This is a genomic window from Staphylococcus sp. FSL W8-1207 (genome assembly GCF_038003745.1).
GTDB classification, from domain to species: domain Bacteria; phylum Bacillota; class Bacilli; order Staphylococcales; family Staphylococcaceae; genus Staphylococcus; species Staphylococcus equorum.
The window spans coordinates 62,790-88,850 of sequence record NZ_JBBOPU010000001.1; the positions used below are offsets into that span (position 1 = coordinate 62,790).

20 protein-coding genes and 1 pseudogene are annotated in these 26,061 nt (G+C 31.5%); 15 read left to right on the plus strand and 6 right to left on the minus strand.

Going from position 1 to position 26,061, the window contains the following annotated elements; translation table 11 throughout:
* The first annotated feature begins 296 nt into the window (after positions 1 to 296).
* The 4 genes and pseudogenes from NSR03_RS00290 (at position 297) to NSR03_RS00305 (ending at position 5,720) form a co-directional block, all read left to right on the plus strand.
* Entirely contained in the window at positions 297 to 1,013 is a 717-nt protein-coding gene (locus NSR03_RS00290) for a D-ribitol-5-phosphate cytidylyltransferase (RefSeq protein ID WP_069813411.1), read from the plus strand.
* Entirely contained in the window at positions 1,006 to 2,034 is a 1,029-nt protein-coding gene (locus NSR03_RS00295) for an alcohol dehydrogenase catalytic domain-containing protein (RefSeq protein ID WP_069813409.1), read from the plus strand. Before NSR03_RS00290 ends, NSR03_RS00295 begins: the two co-directional genes overlap by 8 nt.
* 122 nt (positions 2,035 to 2,156) lie before the next feature.
* Positions 2,157 to 3,845 (plus strand): teichoic acid ribitol-phosphate polymerase TarL, encoded by a 1,689-nt coding sequence (tarL, locus tag NSR03_RS00300; RefSeq protein ID WP_065367495.1) that lies wholly within the window; start codon positions 2,157 to 2,159, stop codon positions 3,843 to 3,845.
* A 150-nt stretch (positions 3,846 to 3,995) separates the two neighbouring features.
* Positions 3,996 to 5,720, plus strand: a pseudogene (locus NSR03_RS00305) (glycosyltransferase).
* A 106-nt stretch (positions 5,721 to 5,826) separates the two neighbouring features.
* Here NSR03_RS00305 and NSR03_RS00310 read toward each other — a convergent pair.
* Positions 5,827 to 7,797 carry a helix-turn-helix domain-containing protein gene (locus NSR03_RS00310; RefSeq protein WP_226957252.1) on the minus strand — a complete coding sequence of 657 codons (1,971 nt, stop codon included), beginning with the start codon at positions 7,795 to 7,797 and terminating at the stop codon, positions 5,827 to 5,829.
* Positions 7,798 to 9,237: 1,440 nt separating this feature from the next.
* Here NSR03_RS00310 and NSR03_RS00315 point away from each other — a divergent pair.
* Positions 9,238 to 9,912, plus strand: coding sequence for a haloacid dehalogenase type II (locus tag NSR03_RS00315; protein ID WP_021338602.1), 675 nt, complete (start codon positions 9,238 to 9,240; stop codon positions 9,910 to 9,912).
* A 223-nt stretch (positions 9,913 to 10,135) separates the two neighbouring features.
* On the opposite strand, the gene NSR03_RS00320 is transcribed toward NSR03_RS00315, so the two are convergent.
* Positions 10,136 to 10,639: a GNAT family N-acetyltransferase gene (locus tag NSR03_RS00320; RefSeq protein ID WP_021338601.1), complete on the minus strand. Its 504-nt coding sequence runs from the start codon at positions 10,637 to 10,639 to the stop codon at positions 10,136 to 10,138.
* Positions 10,640 to 10,875: 236 nt separating this feature from the next.
* Between NSR03_RS00320 and srtA the strand changes: the two genes are divergently transcribed.
* Positions 10,876 to 11,475 (plus strand): class A sortase SrtA, encoded by a 600-nt coding sequence (gene srtA, locus NSR03_RS00325; protein WP_069813407.1) that lies wholly within the window; start codon positions 10,876 to 10,878, stop codon positions 11,473 to 11,475.
* Positions 11,476 to 11,599: 124 nt separating this feature from the next.
* On the opposite strand, the gene NSR03_RS00330 is transcribed toward srtA, so the two are convergent.
* Positions 11,600 to 12,268 (minus strand): N-acetylmannosamine-6-phosphate 2-epimerase, encoded by a 669-nt coding sequence (locus NSR03_RS00330; protein WP_002506681.1) that lies wholly within the window; start codon positions 12,266 to 12,268, stop codon positions 11,600 to 11,602.
* Positions 12,269 to 12,433: 165 nt separating this feature from the next.
* Between NSR03_RS00330 and NSR03_RS00335 the strand changes: the two genes are divergently transcribed.
* On the plus strand, positions 12,434 to 13,231 hold the full coding sequence (locus NSR03_RS00335) for a MurR/RpiR family transcriptional regulator (protein WP_069813405.1): 798 nt from the start codon (positions 12,434 to 12,436) through the stop codon (positions 13,229 to 13,231).
* Positions 13,232 to 13,336: 105 nt separating this feature from the next.
* Here NSR03_RS00335 and NSR03_RS00340 read toward each other — a convergent pair whose 3' ends face one another.
* Positions 13,337 to 14,209, minus strand: a complete 873-nt coding sequence (locus NSR03_RS00340) for an ROK family protein (protein WP_021338598.1) — start codon at positions 14,207 to 14,209, stop codon at positions 13,337 to 13,339.
* A gap of 262 nt (positions 14,210 to 14,471) precedes the next feature.
* Between NSR03_RS00340 and NSR03_RS00345 the strand changes: the two genes are divergently transcribed.
* From NSR03_RS00345 to NSR03_RS00360, 4 genes are all read left to right on the plus strand, one after another.
* Positions 14,472 to 15,353 carry an N-acetylneuraminate lyase gene (locus NSR03_RS00345; RefSeq protein ID WP_002506684.1) on the plus strand — a complete coding sequence of 294 codons (882 nt, stop codon included), beginning with the start codon at positions 14,472 to 14,474 and terminating at the stop codon, positions 15,351 to 15,353.
* A gap of 25 nt (positions 15,354 to 15,378) precedes the next feature.
* Complete coding sequence (locus tag NSR03_RS00350; protein WP_046465968.1) at positions 15,379 to 16,917, plus strand: sodium:solute symporter; 1,539 nt, start codon at positions 15,379 to 15,381, stop codon at positions 16,915 to 16,917.
* Positions 16,918 to 17,243: 326 nt separating this feature from the next.
* Positions 17,244 to 18,050, plus strand: coding sequence for a Cof-type HAD-IIB family hydrolase (locus NSR03_RS00355; RefSeq protein WP_021338596.1), 807 nt, complete (start codon positions 17,244 to 17,246; stop codon positions 18,048 to 18,050).
* 279 nt (positions 18,051 to 18,329) lie between these two features.
* Positions 18,330 to 18,986, plus strand: coding sequence for an NAD(P)H-dependent oxidoreductase (locus NSR03_RS00360; RefSeq protein WP_069813403.1), 657 nt, complete (start codon positions 18,330 to 18,332; stop codon positions 18,984 to 18,986).
* 103 nt (positions 18,987 to 19,089) lie between these two features.
* Here NSR03_RS00360 and NSR03_RS00365 read toward each other — a convergent pair whose 3' ends face one another.
* Positions 19,090 to 19,902, minus strand: a complete 813-nt coding sequence (locus NSR03_RS00365) for a VOC family protein (RefSeq protein WP_069813402.1) — start codon at positions 19,900 to 19,902, stop codon at positions 19,090 to 19,092.
* A gap of 187 nt (positions 19,903 to 20,089) precedes the next feature.
* On the opposite strand from NSR03_RS00365, the gene NSR03_RS00370 reads away from it, so the two are divergent.
* From NSR03_RS00370 to NSR03_RS00380, 3 genes are all read left to right on the plus strand, one after another.
* Positions 20,090 to 20,635, plus strand: coding sequence for a tubby C-terminal domain-like protein (locus tag NSR03_RS00370; protein WP_021338594.1), 546 nt, complete (start codon positions 20,090 to 20,092; stop codon positions 20,633 to 20,635).
* Positions 20,636 to 20,790: 155 nt separating this feature from the next.
* Positions 20,791 to 22,572 (plus strand): ABC transporter ATP-binding protein, encoded by a 1,782-nt coding sequence (locus NSR03_RS00375; protein WP_069813400.1) that lies wholly within the window; start codon positions 20,791 to 20,793, stop codon positions 22,570 to 22,572.
* On the plus strand, positions 22,565 to 24,328 hold the full coding sequence (locus tag NSR03_RS00380) for an ABC transporter ATP-binding protein (RefSeq protein ID WP_069813398.1): 1,764 nt from the start codon (positions 22,565 to 22,567) through the stop codon (positions 24,326 to 24,328). The genes NSR03_RS00375 and NSR03_RS00380 overlap by 8 nt, the downstream gene beginning before the upstream one ends.
* Positions 24,329 to 24,529: 201 nt before the next feature.
* Here NSR03_RS00380 and NSR03_RS00385 read toward each other — a convergent pair whose 3' ends face one another.
* Positions 24,530 to 24,808, minus strand: coding sequence for a GNAT family N-acetyltransferase (locus tag NSR03_RS00385; protein ID WP_002506693.1), 279 nt, complete (start codon positions 24,806 to 24,808; stop codon positions 24,530 to 24,532).
* A gap of 198 nt (positions 24,809 to 25,006) precedes the next feature.
* Between NSR03_RS00385 and NSR03_RS00390 the strand changes: the two genes are divergently transcribed.
* A complete protein-coding gene (locus NSR03_RS00390; protein ID WP_046465964.1) occupies positions 25,007 to 26,002 on the plus strand; it encodes a metal ABC transporter solute-binding protein, Zn/Mn family in 996 nt (331 codons plus the stop codon).
* The last annotated feature ends 59 nt before the right edge of the window (positions 26,003 to 26,061 follow it).

Here is a 26,061-nt window from a genome sequence, read left to right on the forward strand (position 1 = left end):
TTTAAATAAGTTTAGGATATTAGTCGGAAATAAATTTTATAAAGTTCTGTAATATTTATTATAAAAGTAAAGATGTGGTTTGAAATTAGAAAAAAACTATATTAACTGGTACGGGTATGGATATAAGTAGAAAAAGACTATAATAAGGTGGTAATATAATGTTTATATAATACATTTTATGAGTACAGTGTAAAAATGGACTTATAAAACAGTTTTTATAGCTAAGTTATTTAATAATAAAATTTGAAAAATAAAATAAAAACTGAAAAAGCAACAACTACATAGGAGGGAAATATATGATATATGCTGGTATTTTGGCTGTAGGTATTGGATCAAGAATGGGAAATGTTCCATTACCAAAACAATTTTTAGATTTAGATGGGAAACCTATTCTTATTCATACAGTAGAGAAATTCTTATTAACAAGTGAATTCGATAAAATCTATATTGCTACACCTCAAAAATGGATTTCTCATACAAAAGATACTTTACGTAAACATAATATTAATGATGACAGAATTAAAGTTGTTCAAGGCGGCGAGGACCGTAATGAAACAATTATGAGTATTATAGAAGCAGCAGAAGCTGAAAATGGTATTACTGATGAAGATGTTATTGTTACACATGATGCAGTTAGACCGTTTTTAACACACCGTATTATTAAAGAAAACATAGCAAGTGTTTTGAAATATGGCGCTGTAGATACTGTAATAACAGCTACTGACACAATCATCACATCAGAAGATGGTGAATCCATAAAGTCTATACCAGTTAGAAGTGAAATGTATCAAGGTCAAACGCCTCAATCTTTTAATATTAATTTGTTAAGAAATAGTTATAATGAGCTTTCAAGTGACGATAAGAAAATTATGACAGATGCCTGTAAGATACTAGTTGTAGCAAACAAATCTGTAAGACTAGTTATGGGAGAATTATACAATATAAAAATAACGACACCTTATGATCTTAAAGTTGCTAACTCAATCATAAAAGGTGGGATGTCGAGTGATTAATCAAGTATATCAACTCGTTGCTCCGAGACAATTTGAAGTAACATATAATAATGAAGACATTAAAAGCGATAAAGTTATTATAAGACCACTGTATTTGTCAATTTGTGCAGCAGATCAAAGATATTATACAGGTAGTAGAAATGAAAAAGTGCTGAAAAACAAGCTGCCAATGTCATTGATTCATGAAGGTGTTGGTGAAGTTGTTTACGATAATAAAGGTGTGTTTGAGATTGGTACGAGAGTTATCATGGTGCCTAATACACCAGTAGAAAAAGATGATGTCATAGCTGAAAATTATTTGCCAAGCAGTAAATTTAGATCTAGTGGTTTTGATGGATTTATGCAAGATTATGTATTTATGGATTACGATAGAGTCGTTGAAATAGATGATAGCATCGAAGATTTAAGTACAATTGCTTACTCTGAACTAGTTAGCGTAGCTTGGTATGCAATTCAACGTTTTGAACGTAAATCAATTTCATATAAAAATAGTTTTGGTGTATGGGGAGATGGGAATTTAGGTTATATAACAGCTATTTTACTTCATAAACTATATCCAAACGCTAAAATTTATGTTTTCGGTAAAACGGATTACAAGTTAAGTCATTTTTCATTTGTAGAACATATATATCACATTCATGAAGTTCCGGAAAATGTTTCATTTGACCATGGTTTCGAATGTGTAGGCGGTAAAGGAAGCCAGTCAGCGGTGAATCAGATTATTGATTTGATTTCTCCAGAAGGGACAATTAGTTTGTTAGGCGTAAGTGAATATCCAATAGAAGTAAATACACGTCTTGTATTAGAAAAAGGTATAACGATGTTTGGTAGTAGTAGAAGTGGTGCACAAGATTTCAGAGATGTTGCTCAATTTTATAAAGACAATCCTGATGTCGTTGAAAAATTAGAACTTCTAAAAGGTAATGAATTTGATATTAAAACAATTAATGATGCGGTAAAAGCATTTGAAACAGATTTATCAACATCATGGGGCAAGACTGTGCTTAAATGGACAATGTAAAGAACGTGAATATATAAATATAAATAACTGAAAATTCGAATTTATATTTATTTTAAATTAGTTATTAATATCAATTCTATGGTTATAAAACTAATTAATTGAACAAGAGAGGGTTTTTAAAATTGAGCAAATCTAAAATAATAATTGATGACATCTATTGGGAGCGAATTCAATTATTTATTGAAGGTCACGTTAACGATATTGAGCTTAACAAGAAAAATTTTGTTTTGCGAAATTTGACTGAAACTAAAGAATTAGCAGCAAATGATGTGAAAATTGAAGGAAACAAGTTTAAAGCACGCTTCAATGTGGCGATTTTAGATGATGGAAACTATCTTCCATCTGGTGAATATCTCATTGTCTATAAAGACGATTATGATTATATTGCACATATCAATGAAACATTACTGAATCCTGATAGTTATGAATTAGATGATACACAACTAGAAGAATATGCAGCAGAAGAAACACAAAATGGAAAAAATAATTATCTTTTGACGCATTATGAGTTCGTATTTAAAAAAGGTGGCAATTCTAAGAAAACAGAATATATTGTTCAGCCAATGATTTCAAGCGAAATAAATGAATTTGTATTAAATATTGATTTTAAAGCGCCTTTACCAAAAGTAAATCCAGTTAAGAAAAAAATAATAGATTTGCGTTTGAAATACAATAGATACTCTTTTAATGTGCGTAATTTTGTATTTCAATCTATATTTAAAGTAACTAAATTTTTCCACTTAAAAAAAGGCAATACAGTATTATTCACTTCTGATTCAAGAGAATATATGTCAGGTAACTTTGAGTATGTATATAATGAAATGTTACGTCAAAATTTAGATGAAAAGTATAAAATTCATGCCTTGTTTAAATCGAATATTTCTGCAAGAAGAAATTTCATAGATAAGTTTAAGTTTCCGTTTTTATTAGGTAAAGCAGATTATATTTTCGTAGATGATTTTCATCCACTATTATATACAGTGAAGTTTAGAAAAAGCCAAGAAATTATACAGGTTTGGCATGCAGTAGGTGCCTTTAAAACAGTTGGATATAGCCGTACTGGTAAAAAAGGTGGGCCGTTCTTTAATTCCGTCAACCATAGAAATTATACAAAAGCCTTTGTCTCATCTGAAACAGATATTCCTTTTTATGGGGAAGCGTTTGGCATTAAAGAACAGAATATTATACCAACAGGCGTGCCTAGAACAGACATTCTTTTCGATGAAAATTATGAAAGAGAAATTGTAGCTGAAATGGAGCAAGATTTACCTATCATTAAAGGTAAAAAAGTTATTCTATTTGCACCAACATTTAGAGGCAGTGGCCACCACACAGCACATTACCCATTCTTTAAAATAGACTTTGCGAGATTTGCGCGTTATTGTCGTGAAAATAATGCAGTTGTGCTGTTCAAAATGCATCCATTTGTGAAAAACAGATTAAATATACCTAGAGAATATGAACAATATTTCGTAGATGTATCAGATTTTAGAGAAGTTAATGACATTCTATTTGTTACAGATATATTGATCAGTGATTATTCTTCTCTTGTATATGAATTTGCAGTATTTAAACGTCCAATGCTCTTTTATGCATTTGACCTTGAAGACTACATTACTTCGCGTGATTTTTATGAACCTTATGAAACTTTTGTTCCAGGTAAAATTATCGAATCATTTGAAGATTTAATTACGGCATTAGATAATAGCGATTACGAAGTAGAAAAAGTATCACCTTTCTTAGACAAACATTTTAAATATCAAGACGGGCGCTCAAGTGAACGTTTAGTAAGAAATGTATTTGGAAGTTAACTTATAGTACAACTAAAATAATAAGATCAATATAGTGAGTTAAGTACAATGATAAATAGACTGATGGTAAGATATAGCGTATATTTTATTTGCTATTAAACTAAGTATATTGCATTGTATCTTAGCTCACTTTTTATGAGGTGAAATAAAGTGAAATTTTCAATTATAGTACCAAGCTATAACTCGGAAAAATATATTGAAGAGTTATTAAACAGTCTAAAAAATCAAAAGTACGATAAAAAGGATTTTGAAGTGATAGTTTTTGACGATTGTTCAACAGATGACACACTAAAAATTGTAGAGCCATATAAAGATAAGATGAATTTAATTGTGAAAAAGCTTGATACTAATTCAGGTGGCCCAGGTAAGCCAAGAAATACAGCATTACAAATTGCTCAAGGAGAATATGTATTTTTTGTAGACTCTGATGATTATATTAATAACGATACGTTAAAAGATGTGTCTAAATTTGTAGATAACAATAATGCAGATGTGGTATTAGTAAGAATGGAAGGTGTAAATGGTCGTGGTGTTCCAAGGTCTATGTTTAAAGAAACAAGTGACTCTGTGACACTGGAAAATTCGAGGATTATATATACACTAGGTCCTACTAAGTTCTATAGAACATCGTTATTACGCAATAATAATATTGATTTTCCAGAAGATTTGCGTAGCGCTGAAGATCAACTATTTACAATGAAAGCTTATCTCAATGCGGATAAAATAGCTGTACTAGCTGATAAACCTTATTACTATGCTGCAAAACGTGAAGGCGAACATATGAGTTCAGCCTACGTTTCACCAGAAGATTTTTACAAGGTCATGTCATTGATAACAGAAGCAATATTAGACAGTCCTTTAGATAATAAACATAAGGTGCTAGGTTATTTTATAGATCGTCATTTCTCCTTCTCAAGAACTAATAATTTTTCTCTGAAAATAGCCGATGATAAAAAAGAAGTATGGATGGATGCATTAGGTAACTTTATTCAAAAAGTACCTTCAGAAGTAGATGAATTAGTAAACGATTCCTTGAAACCATTGTTGTATTACGCACGTCTAAAAGATATGAAACATTACCAAAAGGTTGAAGAAAGTTATAAAAATGGTCGCTTTTATAACTATAATGCACACCAAGGAGAACTGGAAATACAATTTGGTGAAAATGAGCCGTTTTTCAAATTCAAACAATTGATTAAACCTGATTTAAGAATGTCACATTTTAAATTTAATGATAAAGGATTTGAAATAGAGCTAGAATTCTTAAAATCAATCATTAATCCTAATCATGTTGCGACAATGATTCAATTAAAGCTTGTTTCTCGAAACAAAAAAGAACTGATTTATGTACCGTTAGCAATTAACGATCAATCTCGCTTTAAATTTAGTGCGTCGATGAATGATATAATCCCATACTTGGTGAAAGAAAAAGTTTGGGATGCCTTTTTATAGATGAGAGTAGATAATATGATTGTTGAAAAACGTATTGGTAGTAAACGTGCAAAATACCCTTATGAAGTAGAGACAAGTACAATTGCAGAAAGTAATAATAAATATTATCGCTTTACGCCATACTTCACGAAAGATTTTGATAATCTGTCATTCTATGTAACTAATAATAAACTTTATGACATGTTAGAAGTTACTTCTAAAGATAGTAAAACAATACAATTACGTAGCTTAAAATTCAATTACTTATTATCAGAAGGGATGACAGCACTTATGTTGCCTAAACGCTTCACTTATGGTTATTTAAACAGTTTAAACACAAACGATAAGATGACATATGATTTAACTGTGCATGAGAAAGTGAAAGCAAGCGAACTTAAAAAGAACTTTAGAATTGAAACGCCGCATTTAATCTTAAAGTATTAATGATATATTAGTCTATCTTTAAAGACGTTTAAGCTTAAACTCAAAATTTAATAGATGACTGTTAGAATTCTACGGAAATCTAACAGTCATTTTTTTTACAATATAATTATTTTATGGGAATCATGAAATACAAAAGTGAAGAATTAGAAACTGTTAATACCATAGGTTCTTTATGAGCATGCATATTTAATTTTGCTAATGGATAGTTGGTATTATTTATTTGTTTCAGTATTGCAGGATTAATATATTTCTGGTTGAGCTTGTGAGGTACCAATTGTGAAACCATACCATGGTCACGGTTAAGTAGACGCGTAAATACAGGGAAATCGTTGGAGAAATTATGGTTAATATTGACCTCTACGTATTTATGAGTCTGATTGCTTTGATTATTAAACAATAAAAAATGATAATGGTTTTTTGTTTTAGCTATTATTCCATAAGAAAGCAATGCAACTTGATTATTGAGAAAAGGCTTTAATAAACTATAAACATGAACGATAGGCATTACGCTTTGATGGTGATTGATAAGCATAAAGTGCTCTTTATCATCTGTATAATAGGCATAGCCAAAGCCAGCGATGTATTGATTTAGTTCAATCAATAATTCAGACAATAATATATGGGTAGCATCAGTCTCATTATTGAAATAAGCTTTTAATGCATTGTGGGTTATTTTAGCGAAAATTAATTTTTTTGAATGTTTTATCCCCATTTTATGAAGGAACAGCGCTATATTTTGTTTTAAAGTATTTTCTGATTTAGAATAAGTTGATTTTTTTGAAATTAAGTTTCCAAATGTAATCAAGTCATGGTTAATGTAAAAATAATCTACTTGTAATGCATTAATTTTCTTAATGATGTGAGTGAGGTTATGACCATATTCAATAAAAGAATCTATAACGATTCCTGTTTTTAACAAAGGAAATTGGTGATTTAATCTTTTGATGAGGCATTGCATATCTTTAATAGAACTGATTTCAAGTTCAAATAATAGAGTTATTTGCTCTAAGCAATTTTTAGTATTAAGCGTTTCTTTCAATACTTTAAGTACATGATAATCAAATGTTTGCATTAAATTTAAAGTTGTAATTTTAAATGTTAAATCATATCCTTGAGTAATTAAATATTTAATTGTTTCAAATAACTGTTGAGTATCTAAATCATTTAAGTACACAAAGTCTGTATTTTTAATTAAAAAGTTTACTTTAGAGAAGTTGGAATAAATATTATTTTGTATAGCATTGTAATTAAATTTTAATAAGTCTTGTAAATTATCTATCCGAATAACCATAAAAGTATCATGGAAGCGTTGATTAAAAGATAGGTCAGCCAGATTTAAAGTATATGGTATTTCTGTTTGATTGCGAGAATAATAATGAATATCCGAAAAATATTTGGATAAATTAGGTTCGTTGATTGCTATTTGATAAGGATCGTTGAAATACCCTTTTCTAAATTGATAAATATACCTTTTAGGAGGTACACCAATATAATGTTTGAAATGTTTTGAATAAGTACTCACATTCATGAACTTATATTTTGTTGCTACATCGTGAATCGCTTTACTATCCTGTATTAAATCAAAGACTGATAAAGCAATTTTCAATGAACTTATATATTGTTTGAAATTCATAGTTAATATTTTTGAGAATAAAATAGAGATATAGGATTGTGAAATGAAAAATGTTTTGGATACTTGCTTAGTAGTTAAAGTGTCATAGATATTTTTATGGATATATTGTGTTAGGCGATAAACTAGTGGGTGCTTTGTGTATAGAGGTGGTAAATAATTATATTGTAATGTCACTTTTGCTTCTTTTAGTAAAAACTCGATTATATTAGAAATATAGTAATTCATTACATTTTTGTCTTGAGCATTATTTTGGAGCTTTTGTAAAATTAAATTTTTGAATTGCTCTACATAACGTATTTGATTAAAGTCAAAAAATGAATGCGATAAACATGCATCTTTTTCAATAAATAAAGGTAATGGGATATCTAGTTCAAGAAGATCTTGAACATCAATCATTTGATATAAATCAGCATTGTTAATTATAACGCCATTTTCTATCGTCATAATTGAGCCATTCAAATTAATTTTACATGGCTTACCTAACGGAAGAAGTATAATAACCTTATTTATACAGCGTGTTAATTCAGTTGTGTAATGACTTCTAATAGATAAAGAACTTATCACAAATATCACCTTTGCCTAAATATAAACCGATTGCTTTATAGTAATAACGTTATTGTACAACTGTGACATGAAAAAATGTTCAAATATCAAACAAGATTAATAAATGGATATCTTAAAGAAATAATTAGTCGTTCAGACAAATGATTTCTTAATGGAGAATTGGAATTCATTAAATTTATTGGGCTTTAAATTAATAAATAAGATACTTCATTTAGAACGTGAAAATTTGAGGTTAGTTACAAATAAATGGATTTGTATATAATTTTTAAACATAAGCTAAATATATGCAATAAACATAAAAATGATGATACAAATACTTCTGTTTTAAATTAAAGTGAGAGAAAGTAGTAAATAATGAAAAAGAAGGAGTTTGTTGCACTTAAAAATAAGGATGACGTGCTAACCTTATGATTTATTTAGAAGGATAATAAAGGGAACAGTGAACAATACAAGAAGATCTAAAACCACAGCCTGAAAGTGATTTTAGATCTCTTGCAATGGGCCATATTGAAGTATATGCTCATTTGCTGAGAATCATGTTGATACGCTTTATTAAAACGGGTGCATAAAGTTTAATTCTGGGAATGGAATATAACTATGATAATAAACGGCACGATGATGGGCCTTTATATAAAACGCAAACACATTCTCTATAAATATTATATAACTAACAATGTAGTCTTACAATATAAAATGCATAAATAATAAAAATTTGCACAATGCAAAGTAGGTTTGTTAAAATGGCTTAACTTTCTTGAAATTAACATAAGTTAGCACTTAATAATGAGAGAGAAATAATTTTTAGTAGAATCATTTTTGGTTAGCATATAAGTCTATAGATTTGAAAATTAAAATTGAATAGGTAATAAATAAAAACAAAGTAAATAAGCCATTAAATAAAGTATTTCTGAAGATTTGAAAGATGGTTATAGAGCTAAGTTTTTCCAAAAATATGGAGCCAGTTGTTTGGATTTCAAACAAATCAAGGGAGAACAGTATTAACGTGATAAAGACCATGTAGATTAAAGCTATAACAAAAAGATTTAATATATCAGACAAAAGTATTTTTTTCATAGTCACCAAGCTCCTCTCTTATTTCTCTATAACCGATTAAACAAAAAGTAATAGTAATATGTATAAATTTACCAAAACTTTATAAAAGTGATAAGCAGTCAAGTTATAGCGAACAATATAAATGTTGCATAAGAAAAAGCAAGAATTTAATAAATTAAGTTTAAATCTTAGGTCAAAACTGTTTAACATGCCAATATTGTGCTAAAGAGTAAGTAGTTTAGTTTTATCAAGAAGGGGAGGTTCAATATGTATAAAGCTATTATCTTTGATGTGTATGGAACAATCTTTGATATGTCATCCTTAGAAAATGATATGACTCAATTTGATGATGAATTAGCAGCATCAATTTCAAAACTATGGCGAAAAACGCAATTAAACCATATGTTTTTAAGACAAATTATGCAGCGCTATATTCCATTTGATGATTTAACTAAAGATGCTTTACGCTATGTACTGGATGAACATAAAATTCAGTATAATAGGGACGACATAAATCAATTATTTGATGCCTTTTTAGATTTAAATTATTTTAATGAAATTCCACGTGTACTTTCTAGTTTGAATGGAAAAGGTTTCGATATTGGTATACTTTCTAATGGCAATGATAGTATGTTAATGCCGTTAGTCGACAATTCAAAAATCAGTGACTATATAAATACTGTGATTAGTGTAGATGAGATTAAGCAATATAAGCCAAGTCCTGCGAGCTATGCGTTAATATTAGAATATTATAAAATGACTAGAGAAGATATTTTGTTTGTGTCTTCAAACTCTTGGGATGTAACGGGAGCAGCTAATTTTGGTTTTGATACCGTATGGGTAAATCGTAAAGGAGAACAATATGATGATAATGGACAGTCGCCGACCATTACAGTGAATAATTTAAATGAAATGGCAAAGTGGTTAGAAATGAATAAATAAATATAATAAAACAGCCCTCAATTTTAGGGCTGTTCAGAGTGTCGACAAAGTTCACGACTTTGTCGACATATTTTTATGCAGGCAAAAAATGTCTGTAGTCTTTAGCTTATGCCTTTTTAACTAGTCAGGAGTCGGCCTAAATTACTGTAACTTTTCAATCAAAATCGATATGTTAAATTTCGTATATGACGTTGTCGAAGACAAATATTTGAAGTGTATAGTCTTATTTCAATGGTATAGTACTTAAATCTAATTGATAAAAGGCTAAATCAAGCCACTTATCAAATTTATAACCTACCTTATGTATGGTACCTGAATGCGTAAAGTTAAATTTTTTATGTAAATAAATACTATAATCATTTGTAGCATCAATACCAGCAACTAATGTTTTATAGCCATTGCTGTGTGCCTGTTCAATGATTTCTGAGAGTAATTGAGAAGCAATACCTTTACCTCTATGGTGTTTATTAACGTAAATAGAATGTTCAATTGAGTATTGATAGGCAGGCCAATCTCGAAATGAACCATAAGTAGCAAAACCGATTGCTTCTCCTTGCTCTTCATATACGATGATAGGTTCATTATTGTCGGCCTTTTTTTCGAACCAAGCTTCTCGTGATTCTAGGGTTTGGGGATTATATGTATAAACTGCTGTAGTATTGAGTATAGCATCGTTATAGATGTCTAATATATTAGGTAAGTCGGATTGAACTGCGTTACGTATCATAATATATCATCCTTTCAGTGAGTTTTTGTGAAAATAATTCATAAGTGTAGTTAGAAAATCATTTATTTATATTTAACACCTAATATGATGAATACGCAATTTATTGTTATGAAAGTTAACATCTTAGATTATATAATAGACAATACCTTAAGAAAAGAATGTATAGCCTATTATGCGTTGTGCTATACTTATGTAGAATTCTATAATAATTAAAGCTAATAAAGGAGTTATAAAGCATGAAAAAATGGGGGAGCCGACTCATTTCACTTATTGGAGTATTGCTTATATTGGCAGCTATTTATATCTTTGCCAAGCCACATATTGATAATTATTTTACTGAGAAAGAGAACGAGGAAAAAGTTGAAACTTTCGATAAACAACATAACAAGAACCAACAAAAGCATGTTGAAATACCAAATGATAAATCAGAAATGGCAGGCTATATATCCGTGCCAGATGCAGATATAAAAACACCAGTTTATCCTGGACCAGCGACACCAGCTCAACTTGAAAGAGGTGTGAGTTTTGCTGAAGCAGATGAGTCATTAGAAGATCAAAACATTGCAATTGCTGGTCATACGTTCACAGGTTCATCGACCTATCAATTTTCTAACTTGCCAAAAGCAAAAAAAGGAAGCAGTGTCTATTTTAAAACTGGTAATGAGGAAAAAACATATAAAATCACTAAAATATTTGACGTGAAGCCTGAAGATGTTGAAGTTCTAGAAGAACAACAATTAGATAAACAGCAATTAACTTTAATTACTTGTGATAGCTATAATGAACAAACAGGTGAGTGGGAAGACCGTAAAATATTTGTAGCTGAAGCGACTTAAATGATATTAGTAATTGAAAAAAGACCGTATCGAGACGATTGTATTAAACTACTGTGATTGAACAAGAGTGTAGTTTAACGGCAAGCATGAGCTTGCAATAATCGCTTGATAACGGTCTTTTATATTATTGATCGATAACGTCGATAAAACGTTTTGTTATTTCTTTTGGACGCGTAATTGCTCCGCCAACGACAGTACAATGTACACCGAGATCAGTAACTGCTTTGAACATTTCAGGGGTGATGACATTACCTTCAGCAATAACTTTAGCATTAACATTTGCTAAAACATCTTTAAGAAATTGGAAATTATTTTCATATAAAATATGTCCTTTAGTATAAGAGGTATAGCCACGTAATGTAGTGCCTACATAATCGAAACCTAATTCGTCCGCGTATTGCGCTTCTTCAAGCGTTGAAATATCAGCCATAATTTCAATATTTGGTGCTGCTTGTCGTATATATGAAACAAGTTCTTGTAATGATTCTTTGGGACGTTGTTGTTTTGTAGCATCTAAGGCAATTACTTCACATTTACTTTCAATTAATTCATTAATTTCTTGACTTGTTGCTGTAATGAAAACGTCTGAATTATCGTAATCACGTTTAACGATACCGATGATTGGTAGGTTAACTTCTTTTTTGATAGCAATGATATCTTCTTTAGAATTTGCTCTAATGCCAACTGCGCCACCTTCGTATGCAGCTAGAGCCATTTTTGACATGATAAATGATGAGTGTAAAGGCTCATCAGATAAAGCTTGGCATGAAACAATTAATCCTTGTGGTAACATAATATTACACTCCATAACTTTAGTAGATTTAATATAAAAAATAATTTGTATCGACTTAGTAATTTTAATATAACATCAAGAAAATAATAATCAATAGTTTTCGTTGTTATGAAAAACATTTTCATATATACTTTAATTATTATTTATTTTGAAAGGGTGAATTTTATGAAATTTGAAAATCGTATTCAACGTTATCATCATTTATTTACAAAAACTGATAAACAAATTCTTGATTACATTCAAAATAATGATTTTGATGATACATTTTCCACAATTAATTCGCTAGCGTATGCTATTAAAACATCACCAGCGACCATTACACGCTTTAGTAATAAATTGAATTATGACAACTTTCAAGATTTGAAATTTAATTTACAACAAGAAATGACGGACAGAGTTATTGAGAACAGCCCCCTGATTCAACGTATCCATAAGTATCATCAAGATATTATTCAACAAACAGGAGAGTTTATATCTGATGAAAAAATTCAGAGTTTTGTAAATCAAATTAATCGTAGCCGTCAAATTATTTATGCTGGGCTCGGTAGTTCAGGTTTATCTGCAACTGAATTTTACTATCGCATGATGCGTATGGGACTGAAGGGGAGCGTTTCTACAGATGCGCATCAAATGAAAATATTTGCGTCATTATTAACAGCTTCGGATACTTTTGTAGCTATTTCAAATAGCGGTGAGACTACAGAGTTAATTGCTGCTGCAGAAATTGCACATGAACGAGGTGCTTATGTGGTAGTTATTACAAATTATGAAGGAAGTCTTTTAACGCAATGCGCAGATTTGGTATTAATTACAACGGATCAATCTAGAATTAATGATACACAATTTATTAATACACAAATAGCGACGCTTTTCTTAATAGATATTGTCAGTTATTTATTGTTAGATGATAAATATATGAATAATGTTTATCAACAAACTAAAAAAGTGATTTTAAATGAATGATAACAACAGATAACCTGCGAAATGGAGTGCGTGACTTTTCTCATATTTACTGAATGACATATAGTCGTTCAAATTAAAGAAAACGCAGGATTTCACAGGTTATTTTTAAAATTTAGAAATTGCACCAAACAGTGAAGCATGATTTTGTGTACGTGTAGTTTGTATGGCTGCATGACCATATTGTGGAGGTAAGAACCTTTCTATTTTTGGTGTGATATATTTGAGTAATTGCTGGTCTTGGGAAGATATGCCGCCACCGATAAGAATTAAACCAGGATCATAGATGATTTGAATTTGTGCAATACCTTCGGCAACAGCTTGACTCCATTGATTAAGAATAGATAGTGCCAACGTGTCTCCTTGCTCAGCTAATTCAAATAGTTTAGGTACATCCTCTTCATAGGGAAACGCACGAGATAACATTAAAGATTTTAGTGCGGAAGTTGAGGCACGTTGTTCAAATGTTTTATTCTCTTCCGCGTTATATAATAAATAACCTATTTCATTTGCTCTATTACGTTCTCCATTGTATAACTGTAGCGTATCGTTATAAAAAGCGCCGCCAATCCCAGTACCTAGTGTAAGACAAAATATATTATCCACTTCATATTGGTGAAGACTAAGTTCACCGAGTAAGGCGGCATTCACATCATTAAAGACTTGTACTTGTGCATTCAGTGGTGCTAGTAAATGGTGAAAATTTGTGCCATTATAATTAGGTATCGTTGGTCCAGTGTAGACAACGATGCCATTTTCTTCATCAACAACACCAGCACTAGATATGCCTACTTGTAAGGGATTAAGATTGTATTCTTTTTGAAAACGTTCAACTAATGCGTATACAGTATCAACGATAAGATGATTAATATTGTCCGGTGTAGAAACTTTGTGATAATCTATAAAACTTAAATCTTCGTCTAAAACAGCCGCCTTAATTGCTGTTCCTCCGATATCAATTGCGACTTTATAATTTTCCATATGCCATGCCTCCTGTAACATCTTCTTATTATATGTATCATCTTTATATTTAAATGTGTAGTTATAACTACATTTGAAAATCATTTTCATAAAATATCGTAATAAATGATGAAACTTTTCAAAAAGCTATTGCCACTATTTATGGTAGCGTTTACAATTTGAGATGTAAATAGAAATCTATGGAAGATGATATATAGATCATAAAAGGTTATATACATTTTTTATAATAATAACTTAAGAAAAATAGATGGAGGGTTATCACATGGAAGAGAACTTAAAAGGTTTATATGCAGCGTTGTTAGTACCGTTTGATGAACAAGGTCAAGTGAAAGAAGAAGGATTAAAACAGATTGCTAAAAATGCAATTGAAACAGAAGGTTTAGACGGATTATATGTAAATGGTAGTTCTGGAGAAAACTTTTTAATAAATAAAGAACAGAAAAAACAAATCTTCAAACTTGCTAAAGAAGCAGTAAATGATGACGTGAAGATGATTGCACAAGTCGGTTCTTTAGATTTAAATGAAGCGATTGAATTGGGGAAATATGCTACAGAATTGGGCTATGATGCAATTTCAGCAGTTACGCCATTTTACTATCCTTTCTCATTTGAAGAAATTAAAGATTATTATTTTGAATTAATTGAAGCAACTCAAAACAATCTCATTATATATGCTATTCCTGATTTAACAGGTGTGAATATATCAATAGAGCAATTTGGCGAACTTTTTGAACATGAAAAAGTAATCGGTGTGAAATACACTGCACCAAACTTCTTCTTGCTCGAGCGTATACGTAAAGCATATCCAAACAAATTAATTCTTTCTGGCTTTGATGAAATGTTAGTCCAAGCTGCAATATCTGGGGTAGATGGCGCAATTGGATCAACTTATAATGTGAATGGTAAGCGCGCTAGACAAATTTTTGAAAAAGCTCAAAATGGTGAAATTGATGAAGCTTATCAAATTCAACACGATACAAATGACATTATTGAAAATGTATTATCCATGGGTATCTATTCAACATTAAAAGAAATTCTAGCAACGCGTGGTATTGATGGTGGCCAACCTAAGCGCCCATTCAAACCATTTGATGAAAGTAATAGAAGTAAATTGGAAACATTAATCAAAAACTATAATTTATAAAACATCACACAAGGGGATGAAGTAAATGCAACAGGTAGGTTTTGGTACATGGAACTGGGTAGCAGTTATCGCTTATTTATTGATTATGTTATTAATTGGTGCATACTTTACCAAACGCGCAAGTCAAAATACAGATAGCTTCTTCACAGCAAGTGGACGTTTGCCGTCTTGGGCAGTAGGTTTTTCTATTTATGCAACCACTTTAAGTGCGATCACGTTTATGTCTACGCCAGAAAAAGCATTTCTAACTGACTGGTCTTATATTGCTGGTAATATTGCAATTGTAGCTATTATTCCACTGTTAATTTATTTTTATGTACCGTTTTTCAAAAAGTTAAATGTTACTTCTGCATACGAGTATTTAGAAGCACGATTTGGGCCGAGTGTCCGTGTCATAGGTTCATTACTGTTTGTGTTATTTCATATAGGTAGAGTTGCAATTGTAATTTATTTACCTACATTGGCAATCACAGCAGTATCTGATATGAATCCTTATGTGGTTGCGAGTCTCGTTGGGATACTTTGTATCTTATATACCTTCTTAGGGGGCTTTGAAGGTGTAGTATGGAGTGACTTTATTCAAGGGGTCATCTTATTAGGCGGTGCCGCAGCAATTATCATACTAGGTGTATCACACTTACAAGATGGTATGGGCACACTTATATCAGATGCAATGGAAAATAAGAAAATTATTAGTGTAGATAACTGGAAATTAAATTCGGCAGCTGCAGCAATTCCTATTATTTTCTTAGGTAATATATTTAATAATTTACATCAATATACTGCGAGTCAAGACGTGGTACAACGTTACCAAGCGTCAGATTCAATGAAAGAAACGAAAAAAGCATTGTGGATGAATGGTGCTTTAGCGTTAATTTCTGCACCATTATTTTATGGTATGGGTACAATGCTTTATTCATTCTATAGCCATGAAAGTACTTTACCAGAAGGCTTTAATACGTCATCAATCGTACCGTATTTTATACTTACTGAAATGCCGCCGTTTGTTGCTGGAATATTAATTGCTGCTATTTTTGCAGCCGCACAGTCAACGATTTCATCAAGCTTAAATTCAATTTCTGCTTGTTTATCTGTTGATATTAAACATAGATTTTTCGGCAAAGGTGAAGAAAAAAGCGAAGTCGCTTTTGCAAGATGGATGATTATTTTAGCTGGTTTATTTGGTTTTGGAATGTCGCTCTATCTTATTGCAGCAGATTCCAATGATTTATGGGATTTATTCTTATTAGTTACAGGCCTTGTAGGCGTACCATTAGCAGGTGTATTTGCAGTTGGTATATTTACAAAACGTACAAATACATTTGGCGTAATTGTAGGACTAATTTTGGGAATCATTATTGCTTATATCTTTAATGGCGTAGGTGGAGGAAACTCACCATTCTTTGTTTCAATTATTTCATTTGTAGTTGCTTTTATCTTCTCTTATATTGTGAGTATTATTGTCCCAGGTGAGAAGAAAGATATTAAAGGCTTAACGATTTATGACATTAAAGAAAAATCTAATTATATTTCTAAAGTGCATGTTAAAAAACATAAAAGTTAAGCAGCATCATACAACTACTTAACTTAATTAAAATAACTGTTAAAGACATAATATAGCTTGAAATAAAAGCAAAAATCAGTACGTTGGAAGTATATAGACTGTCGAAAAAGTATTAAATTTTTCGGCAGTTTTTGTATTTATTTTCCATTATTTAAGCTATAGGAAAAAATATAAAATTAAATTACTTAAAAATGATTTTTTAATAAGACAGTGAGCCTTTAATATTAATAATTAAATTACAATATATGATGAATTTACTTTGAATCACACTGTATAGTCGATATAATGTAAAGATATACATAAATAGGAAGATTTGAGGGGATATTATGATAAAAGCAATTGCGGTTGATATGGATGGAACATTTTTAGATTCCAAAAAAGGTTACGATGAAAAAAGATTTGAACAAATTTTTCAACAGCTCAAAGCACATGACATTAAGTTTATTGCAGCAAGTGGTAACCAATATGCTAAATTAAAATCTATTTTCGGACAACGTGATATGTTGTTTGTAGCTGAAAATGGGGCGGTTATATATGAAGGGGATACTTTATATGACTATGAAGCATTTGATAGAAGCTTTTATCAAAAAGTAATTGACTATTTAAACATTGAGCGTGGCATTGATAATCTGATTGTTTGTGGATTACGTAGTGCCTATATACTAAAAGATAATACAGAAGCGTTTAAAAAAGAAGCGCATTTTTATTATCGTCAATTGAAAGAAATTGAGTCATTTCAAGATTTACCAGATGATGAATATGTGAAAATAGCATTGAATATTGATAGAAAATCACACCCAACGCTAGATGAAGACTTAAGTGAAAACTTTACTGAAGATTTAAAGCTTGTATCAAGTGGTCGAGACAGTATCGATCTTATTATACCTGGAATGACTAAAGGCCAGGCATTGCATCGTTTATTAAAGAAATGGGAATTAAGTCCTGATAGCTTGATGGCATTTGGTGACGCCAATAATGACTTAGATATGTTAGAGCTTGCAACACATAGTTATGTTATGAAAAATAGTGAAGATAAAACATTATTTGAAGTAGCAAATCACATTGCACCTACGAATGATGAACAAGGTGTGTTAACTGTAATTGAAGAAAAAGTATTAAGCGCACTGAATTAAATATATAGGAAAGCGGGACAGAAATCTTTAACTTTGCTGTATATATGTGCATTACGCTTAAACTGTCGACAAAATCGTAACTTTGTTGGCAGTTTTTTGTTTCTTTTTTACAGACATAATTTAGATAGTGCTATATAAATTTCATACTCGCTTGCCTAGGGCACAGTCTTAATCGCTTATATTAGCCGCCGCTATTATATAAACATATTATTTCAATAAGAATTAGAAAGTAGCTATACTGATATATATAATTGATTTGAAAGGTAGGTCACTCAGGTTATGACACAAATGCAGCAAACGATCTTAGATGCGTTTAATTTTAGACATGCAACGAAACGTTTTGACGCAAGTAAAAAAATAGAAGACAGTGATTTTAATACTATTTTAGAAGCGGGCAGACTTTCACCAAGCTCACTCGGATTAGAGCCATGGAAATTTGTTGTGATTCAAAATAGTGAGATTAGAAGCAAATTGAAAGAAATTAGTTGGGGTGCAAAAGGCCAGCTAGATACAGCAAGTCATTTTGTCTTAATCTTAGCACGCAAAAATGTTACAGCGAAATCACCATTCGTTCAACATATGATACGTGATATTAAAAAGTATAGTGAAGAAAGTATTCCAGCAACAGAAGAAAAATTCGAAAATTTCCAAACGAGTTTTCATATTAATGAAACTGAACAAACATTGTTAGAATGGGCTAAGAAACAAACATATATTGCACTTGGAAATATGATGACGAGTGCAGCATTGTTAAACATTGATTCTTGTCCTATAGAAGGTTTTGATTTGGATGCAGTCACTCAATTTTTAGCTGAAGAAGGTATTGCAGATAAAGAACACTTTGCACCTTCCGTAATGGCAGCTTTTGGTTATAGAGAAACAGAATCTAAAGACAAAGTACGCCAGCCTCAAGCAGATGTTGTAGAATGGTTATAATAAATATTTGAATTTGTATAATAAACAAAACCTCCAAACTACCTACTTTTTGTAGAAGCTTTGGAGGTTTCTTTATATACTTTATTCGAAAAGTTACCAGTAGTTATTTATTTTTATCAGCCACAAGTGAAGCGTCGCTGTGTATTGCAATTTCAAAACCTTCTGGTCCGATAAATTGTTCAGAAGTTGCACTAGGTTTGTATATATCAACATGTGATAAACCTAAACTTGTGTCGTTATCTTGACGTACCGTGTTGGATTGCCATACGTTTGCTGCGATATGGTGGTGGTATTGATTGGTAGACATAAATAGCGCTTGTGGGTAATCGGAAATATGTTCTAATCCCAATTGATCAATATAATAATGACGCGCTTGTTCTAAGTCTGCAGTTTTTAAATGTAAATGTCCTATTTTGGCATCGTCAGGCATACCTTGCCAACCTGTTTCTGTACGTTGTGCAACAAGGTCATTAACATCGACTTGCAGTGTATCCATTTTTACTTTATTGCCGTTCCATGACCATTCGTTTTTTGAGCGGTCATCATAGATTTCAATCCCGTTGCCTTCAGGATCTGAAAGGTATAACGCTTCACTGACAAGGTGGTCACCTCCACCAACTTGAACGCCTAAACTTGATGCGTGATATAAGAAGTTAGCTAAATCTATTCTAGATGGTAATAGTAGGGCGATATGGAATAGACCCGCTTCTTTCATAGAAGGGCGACGTCCATCAGTGATTTCGTGTAAAGTTAAAGTGTGACCATGGTTGCCTATATTAAATATGACGTCCTTTTGAGTTTCAGTATTGACGGTTAAACCTAAAATTTGTTTATAAAATTTAATCATTGTTGATAGGTTTTCAACATTTAAAGTGATATTCGTTACTTGGATTGATGTATTATCGTGAAAAGTCATAATAAAGCTCCTTATCATTACTTGTATTTGTTATTGTTACAAGTTTGAGTTTAGAGTATCTTATTTTATAAGTCAACACAATTTGCTCGAATGTACAAATAGAATTTCAAAGCGATTTATAGTTTGAATTTCATCATGTGGTATATTAAGGTTAAATGAAAAAAGTTAACGGATAGGAGTTTTGAAAATGGCACATTATTATTTTAAAGAAAATTTTTTCAGTTCTTCCAAATCAGCAATTGATGTGTTTAATGATAAGGATGAAGCGGTATTTAAGTTACAATTATTTTATACTTCATCAACACAAGAGGCTTTTGCAATGTTTGGCAATAGCAAACAAAACTTTGAGATCACAGATGGCAAAGATACGTATCGTATTCTTCAGGAAAAAACTATAAGTGGGGCGTTTAAAACACCATTTAAAACAGTATGGCAAGTAGAAAAAAACGACAATCCAATAGGTGTTTTTCGTTCGAAAATAGGCTTTAAACCTACGTTGCTTTTTGAGGGTAATAAAGGTGATACATTAAAATTTCAATCAGGACTTTTTTCTAGAAGTGTAAAAGTGACAGATGGACATAATGAATTAATGCAAACAAAGTCTGAGCGCTTTAAATTAGCGTCACGTCATGACGTATATATTGAAGGTGAAACGTATCACCCAGCAATGTTAATTATGTTGTTCCAAGTGTTTTACGAATTTCAAGAACAACAGCGAAAAAACTCAAACTAAAATGTATTGTATTTATGCCGGCAGTGATTTTCATTGCCGGTATTTTTATATGTCTTTTAGTGACTTGTAGTGTAAAAATATTGATATATTTACCTATGTAAACTTGTGGTAAACTATAGAGAAAGTGTAATTAACATGATTTTGGAGGTGAGGATTTGAAAGTATTTTGGAAATTAGGATGGTTTTTTAAACAACAAAAAAAGAGTTATATTGTTGGTTTATTTACGTTGCTATTAATCGCATTAATTGAAATCGTACCACCTCAAATCATAGGTAAGACAATAGACCAAATGACGACAAATAAGCTAACACCCGAATTATTAACAATCTACCTTATTATCCTAACTATTGTAGCGATATTAACGTATGTTTTAAGATATGTATGGAGATTATCCATTTTTGGAACGAGTCAAAAGCTAGGGCAGACTTTGAGAACCTATTTGTATGAAAAATACACGGCTATGAGCGCGATATTTTTCCAAAACAGACGTACAGGCGATTTAATGGCGCATGCAACTAACGATATAAGAGCAGTACAAAATGCTGCAGGTGCGGGTATTCTAATGATTGCTGATTCGTTAATTAGTGGAGGTACCGTTGTAATTACTATGGCTACGACGGTAAGTTGGAAACTAACATTAATTGCGCTTATTCCCTTACCTTTTATGGTGTTATTAACGAGTTACTATGGATCACTTTTAAGCAAAGGATTTAAAAAAGCACAAGCTGCGTTTAGTAAATTGAATGATAAAACGCAGGAAAGTGTTGCAGGTATTAAAGTGACTAAAACATTTGGTTATGAATCAAGTGACCAAGCAGATTTTAAAGCACTCAGTGATGATGTTGTAGCTAAAAATTTAAAAGTATCGAAAATAGATGCTTTATTTGATCCTACGATAACTTTGGTAATTGGTACTAGCTATTTTTTAGCGATTGCATTTGGTGCACAAATGGTATTTCAAAATGAGATTACGCTAGGACAACTTATTACTTTTACTACATATTTAGGCATGCTCGTATGGCCATTATTAGCGCTAGGTTTATTTTTTAATATTGTGCAGAGAGCCAAAGCGTCTTATGAGCGTATTGATGAAATTGAAAACTTACCGAACGATATAGAAACCACTTATAAAATCGATGGTCCTCCAACGGGTAACATTATATTTAATATAGAACAGTTTAATTTCACGGGTAATGATGAACAAGGACTATATGATATGCATTTTTCAGTTAAGCAGGGATCGACACTTGGAATTGTAGGACGTACAGGTTCTGGGAAAAGTGCATTAATACGTTTGCTATTGAGAGAATTTGATACTAAAAGACCGCAAGATATCACTTACGGTGGCCATCCAATACGTGATTATAATGTGAAGCATTTAAGAGCTCAATTTGGCTATGTGCCACAAGAACATTTTTTATTCTCCACAACGATACGTAATAATATTGCATTTAGTAATGAGGAGATTGATGATGACAGTATTTATGAAGCGAGTCGCTTAAGTCATATTCATGACGATATTATGGCTTTCCCCAATAGTTATCATACTGTAGTTGGTGAACGGGGTGTTTCTTTATCTGGTGGTCAAAAGCAACGTGTGTCAATCGCACGAGCATTGTTAGTAGACCCAGAAGTTCTTATCTTGGATGATTCATTGTCAGCTGTGGATGCGCAAACGGAAGAAGCTATTTTAGCTAATTTAGAAAGTGTGAGAAATGGTAAAACCAATATCATTACTGCACATCGCATGAGCGCTGTAAAACATGCAGACTTCATCATTGTATTGGATGAAGGGACAATCGTTGAAAGTGGTACTCATAACTCACTCATAGAGAAAAAAGGTTGGTATTATGAAACGTATCAAGCCCAAGCTTTACAAGATAAGTTATCACGTAACTTAGATCATCTTACGAAAGGGGGCGATGAAAATGACTGAACGTACTAACTTAACTGCAAAGGACCAAGGAAGTGCATTAATTCGGTTGTTTAAATATACGTTACCCTATAAAGGTACGATTACATTAGCCTTTATCATGCTTATTTTATCCACTGTGGCAAGTATGATGACACCGTATATGGTCAAGGTATTTATTGATGATTATTTAACGCCACGCCATTTTCCAAAAGATACGATGATTTGGTTGATTGTTATATTTTTAGGTATACAAATTATAGGTGCTATCACCCTTTATTTTAGTCAGTATATGTTCCAATATTTAGCTTTTAAGGTAATTCAACAATTACGTATTGACGCTTTTAATAAATTAGGTAAATTAGGAATGAAGTATTTCGATAAAGTTCCTGGAGGCAGTATTGTATCAAGATTGACGAATGATACAGAAACAATCGTGGATATGATCATTGGTGTGTTTTCAACTTTTATCATGGCATTTTTTATGATGATTGCAAGTTACATTATGATGTTTATTTTGGACGTAAAATTAGCATTAATTGCACTTGTGTTTTTACCTATTATTTTTATAATATTAGCGACGTATAGAAAATATTCTGCCTTTCTTTTTACTAAAACGAGACAAAGATTATCTGATTTGAATTCTAAATTAGCAGAATCAATTGAAGGTATGAGAATTATTCAAGCGTTTAATCAAGAGCAACGATTAAATAAAGAATTTAACAAGATTAATGATGAACATTATGACTATATGCTGAAAACAGTAAAACTTGATAGTTTATTATTACGTCCTGCTATCAGTTCTATATCTGTTTTTGCAGTGGTCATGATTCTTGGTTATTTTGGTGTTATTAGTTTTACTACTGGCATCACGGCGGGTGTTGTATTTGCGTTTGTACAATATATGGAACGTTTCTTTGAACCTATTAATCAAGTGAGTCAGAATTTAAATATCTTACAACAAGCACTTGTATCAGCTAGCAGAGTATTTGCACTTATTGATGATGACACTTATGAACCACAACAGCATGAAACCAATACACACAAAATTGAGGATGGGAAAATTGCATTTAAACATGTTAGTTTTAGTTATGATGGTGAAACAGATGTACTGAAAGATATCACTTTTACTGCCAATCCTGGTGAGATGGTAGCATTGGTTGGCCATACGGGTTCTGGAAAGAGTTCCATCGTTAACTTGTTTATGCGTTTTTATGAATTTAACCGAGGTGACATTGAAGTCGATGGCAATTCACTTAAGACTATACCTAAAGCTGAATTAAAAGAGAAAATAGGTTTAGTTTTACAAGATGCATTTATATTTTACGGTACAATCGCCTCTAATATTAAGTTATATCATCCTACGATGACGTTTGAACAAGTGAAGGCTGCAGCAGCATTTGTACATGCTAATCATTTTATTGAGAAATTGCCTGAGCAATATAATCATAAAGTAATAGAAAAAGGGAGTGCTTTTTCAAGCGGTGAAAGACAATTAATTGCATTCGCGAGAACAATTGCTACGAATCCCAAAGTATTAATTTTAGATGAAGCAACTGCAAATATAGATTCAGCAACAGAAGAGCAAATACAAAAATCATTAAATGAAATGCGAAAAGGTCGCACAACTTTAGCAATTGCACATAGATTATCCACAATACAAGATGCGGATCAAATCCTTGTATTAAATCGTGGGGAAATCGTAGAAAGAGGGACCCATGATCAATTGATTGCGCAACATGGTATATATCATAATATGTATTTACTACAAAATGGATAAAAGAGGGCGGGCGTATGAAATCAAATTTGATTCCATACGCCCGGCCTACAAGGATGACTGAAAAAAGAATACAAGAACTAAAGCTCTTGCGTAAGAACTAGTCATCTCCATAAATGAGGAAGTAGTTCTTTAAGAACTTGAAACAAATTAAGTTAAATTTCAGCTAGCTATTGTGAAATATCTAATTTAAAATTTTAAAGCTTAACCTACGTAAACATCTTGATAATCTGAATTCTTTTCAATTACTGCTTCAGCAAAAGGACAAGATGCAGTTACTTTTAAATTATTCTCACGTGCATAATCTACAACAGATTTAACTAATTTTGAACCAATACCTTGTCCACCAAATTCTTCTGGAACACCAGTGTGATCGATATCAATTTGATTATCACCTTGTTGTTTAAAAGTAATTTGCGCTTGTGGGTTATTTTCATCATCACCAATGTAAAATTTATTCGTACCTTGTTTAATATCAGCCATTTTATCACTCCTATTATAAATGTATTACTTACTAAATATCACGTTTTACCAAATGTTAAACAATTTACAGTATGAATTAACATAGAAGTGATAAAGTTAAGTAAGGAAATATATAATGATTAAGCGAAAACCATTGAAAAATATGTGAAATAAGTTTATAGTTTTAACGGAACAATTTCGATTTGGAGGGGCAATTTTTTGAAAAAAAGTATACTGTTGATACTGACATGTGTATGCGCTGTGTTACTCAGTGCATGCGGGGATATTAATAAAGAAGAAAAACAAGACGTCAGTTCTAAAAATAAACTTAAAATATATACGACTGCATTTGCATTCAAAAGTTTTACCGAACAAATCGGTGGTAAATATGTTGAAGCAGAATCTATTTACCCGCCCGGTGCTGATATGCACTCATTTGAGCCTACGCAAAAAGAAATGATTAATATTGCCAAAGGTGATTTATTTGTTTATTCCAGTGAAGCTATGGATCCAGTCGCAAAAACAATTACACGTTCTATCAATAATGATAATTTAAAATTGCCCTTAGCAAAAAATTTGAGTGAAGACGATTTTAACGCTAATCATAAACATGAGGAAACAGCGCACGAACACGAGGAAGCAGAGCATAGCCATGAACATGAAGACGAACACGAAGGTCATGAACATGGCAAGAATGACCCTCATGTGTGGCTTGATCCAGAAATGAACAAAATATTTGCGAAAGAAATCAGAGATGATTTAACGAAAAAAGATCCTAAACACCAAGATTATTATGACAAAAATTATCAAAAATTAGTTAAAGATATTGAAGATATTGATGAGCAAATGAAAGCAATTACTAAAGATACGAAACGTGATAAAGTAGTTATTTCGCATGATTCTATCGGTTATTTAGCTAACAGATATGGTTTTGAACAAGTGGGTGTTAGCGGTATGAATAATGAAGAACCAAGTCAAAGAGATTTGATGGATATTGTTAAAAACATTAAAGCAACAGGACAACCTTACGTTTTATATGAACAAAATATTTCTTCTAAAGTAACGGATGTCATTCAGAAAGAATCTGATACGACACCATTAGGTTTCCATAATATGGCAACCTTGTCCAAATCCGAAGCGGATAAAGAAAACATATCATATCAATCATTGATGAAAGAAAACATAAAATCATTGGATAAAGCTTTGAACGATTAAAAAGCCAAAGTCAAAAAGCCACGAAAGAATGCTGTTTTAGCACATTTCTTCGTGGCTTT

Coding starts and splice junctions, on each gene's coding strand:
- NSR03_RS00345 (WP_002506684.1), top strand. CDS start 14,472: ATGGAAGAGAACTTAAAAGGTTTATATGCAGCGTTGTTAGTACCGTTT.
- NSR03_RS00310 (WP_226957252.1), bottom strand. CDS start 7,797: ATGACGATAGAAAATGGCGTTATAATTAACAATGCTGATTTATATCAA.
- NSR03_RS00335 (WP_069813405.1), top strand. CDS start 12,434: ATGAAATTTGAAAATCGTATTCAACGTTATCATCATTTATTTACAAAA.
- NSR03_RS00365 (WP_069813402.1), bottom strand. CDS start 19,902: ATGACTTTTCACGATAATACATCAATCCAAGTAACGAATATCACTTTA.
- NSR03_RS00380 (WP_069813398.1), top strand. CDS start 22,565: ATGACTGAACGTACTAACTTAACTGCAAAGGACCAAGGAAGTGCATTA.
- NSR03_RS00315 (WP_021338602.1), top strand. CDS start 9,238: ATGTATAAAGCTATTATCTTTGATGTGTATGGAACAATCTTTGATATG.
- NSR03_RS00355 (WP_021338596.1), top strand. CDS start 17,244: ATGATAAAAGCAATTGCGGTTGATATGGATGGAACATTTTTAGATTCC.
- NSR03_RS00370 (WP_021338594.1), top strand. CDS start 20,090: ATGGCACATTATTATTTTAAAGAAAATTTTTTCAGTTCTTCCAAATCA.
- NSR03_RS00385 (WP_002506693.1), bottom strand. CDS start 24,808: ATGGCTGATATTAAACAAGGTACGAATAAATTTTACATTGGTGATGAT.
- NSR03_RS00350 (WP_046465968.1), top strand. CDS start 15,379: ATGCAACAGGTAGGTTTTGGTACATGGAACTGGGTAGCAGTTATCGCT.
- NSR03_RS00330 (WP_002506681.1), bottom strand. CDS start 12,268: ATGTTACCACAAGGATTAATTGTTTCATGCCAAGCTTTATCTGATGAG.
- NSR03_RS00290 (WP_069813411.1), top strand. CDS start 297: ATGATATATGCTGGTATTTTGGCTGTAGGTATTGGATCAAGAATGGGA.
- NSR03_RS00320 (WP_021338601.1), bottom strand. CDS start 10,639: ATGATACGTAACGCAGTTCAATCCGACTTACCTAATATATTAGACATC.
- srtA (WP_069813407.1), top strand. CDS start 10,876: ATGAAAAAATGGGGGAGCCGACTCATTTCACTTATTGGAGTATTGCTT.
- NSR03_RS00340 (WP_021338598.1), bottom strand. CDS start 14,209: ATGGAAAATTATAAAGTCGCAATTGATATCGGAGGAACAGCAATTAAG.
- NSR03_RS00360 (WP_069813403.1), top strand. CDS start 18,330: ATGACACAAATGCAGCAAACGATCTTAGATGCGTTTAATTTTAGACAT.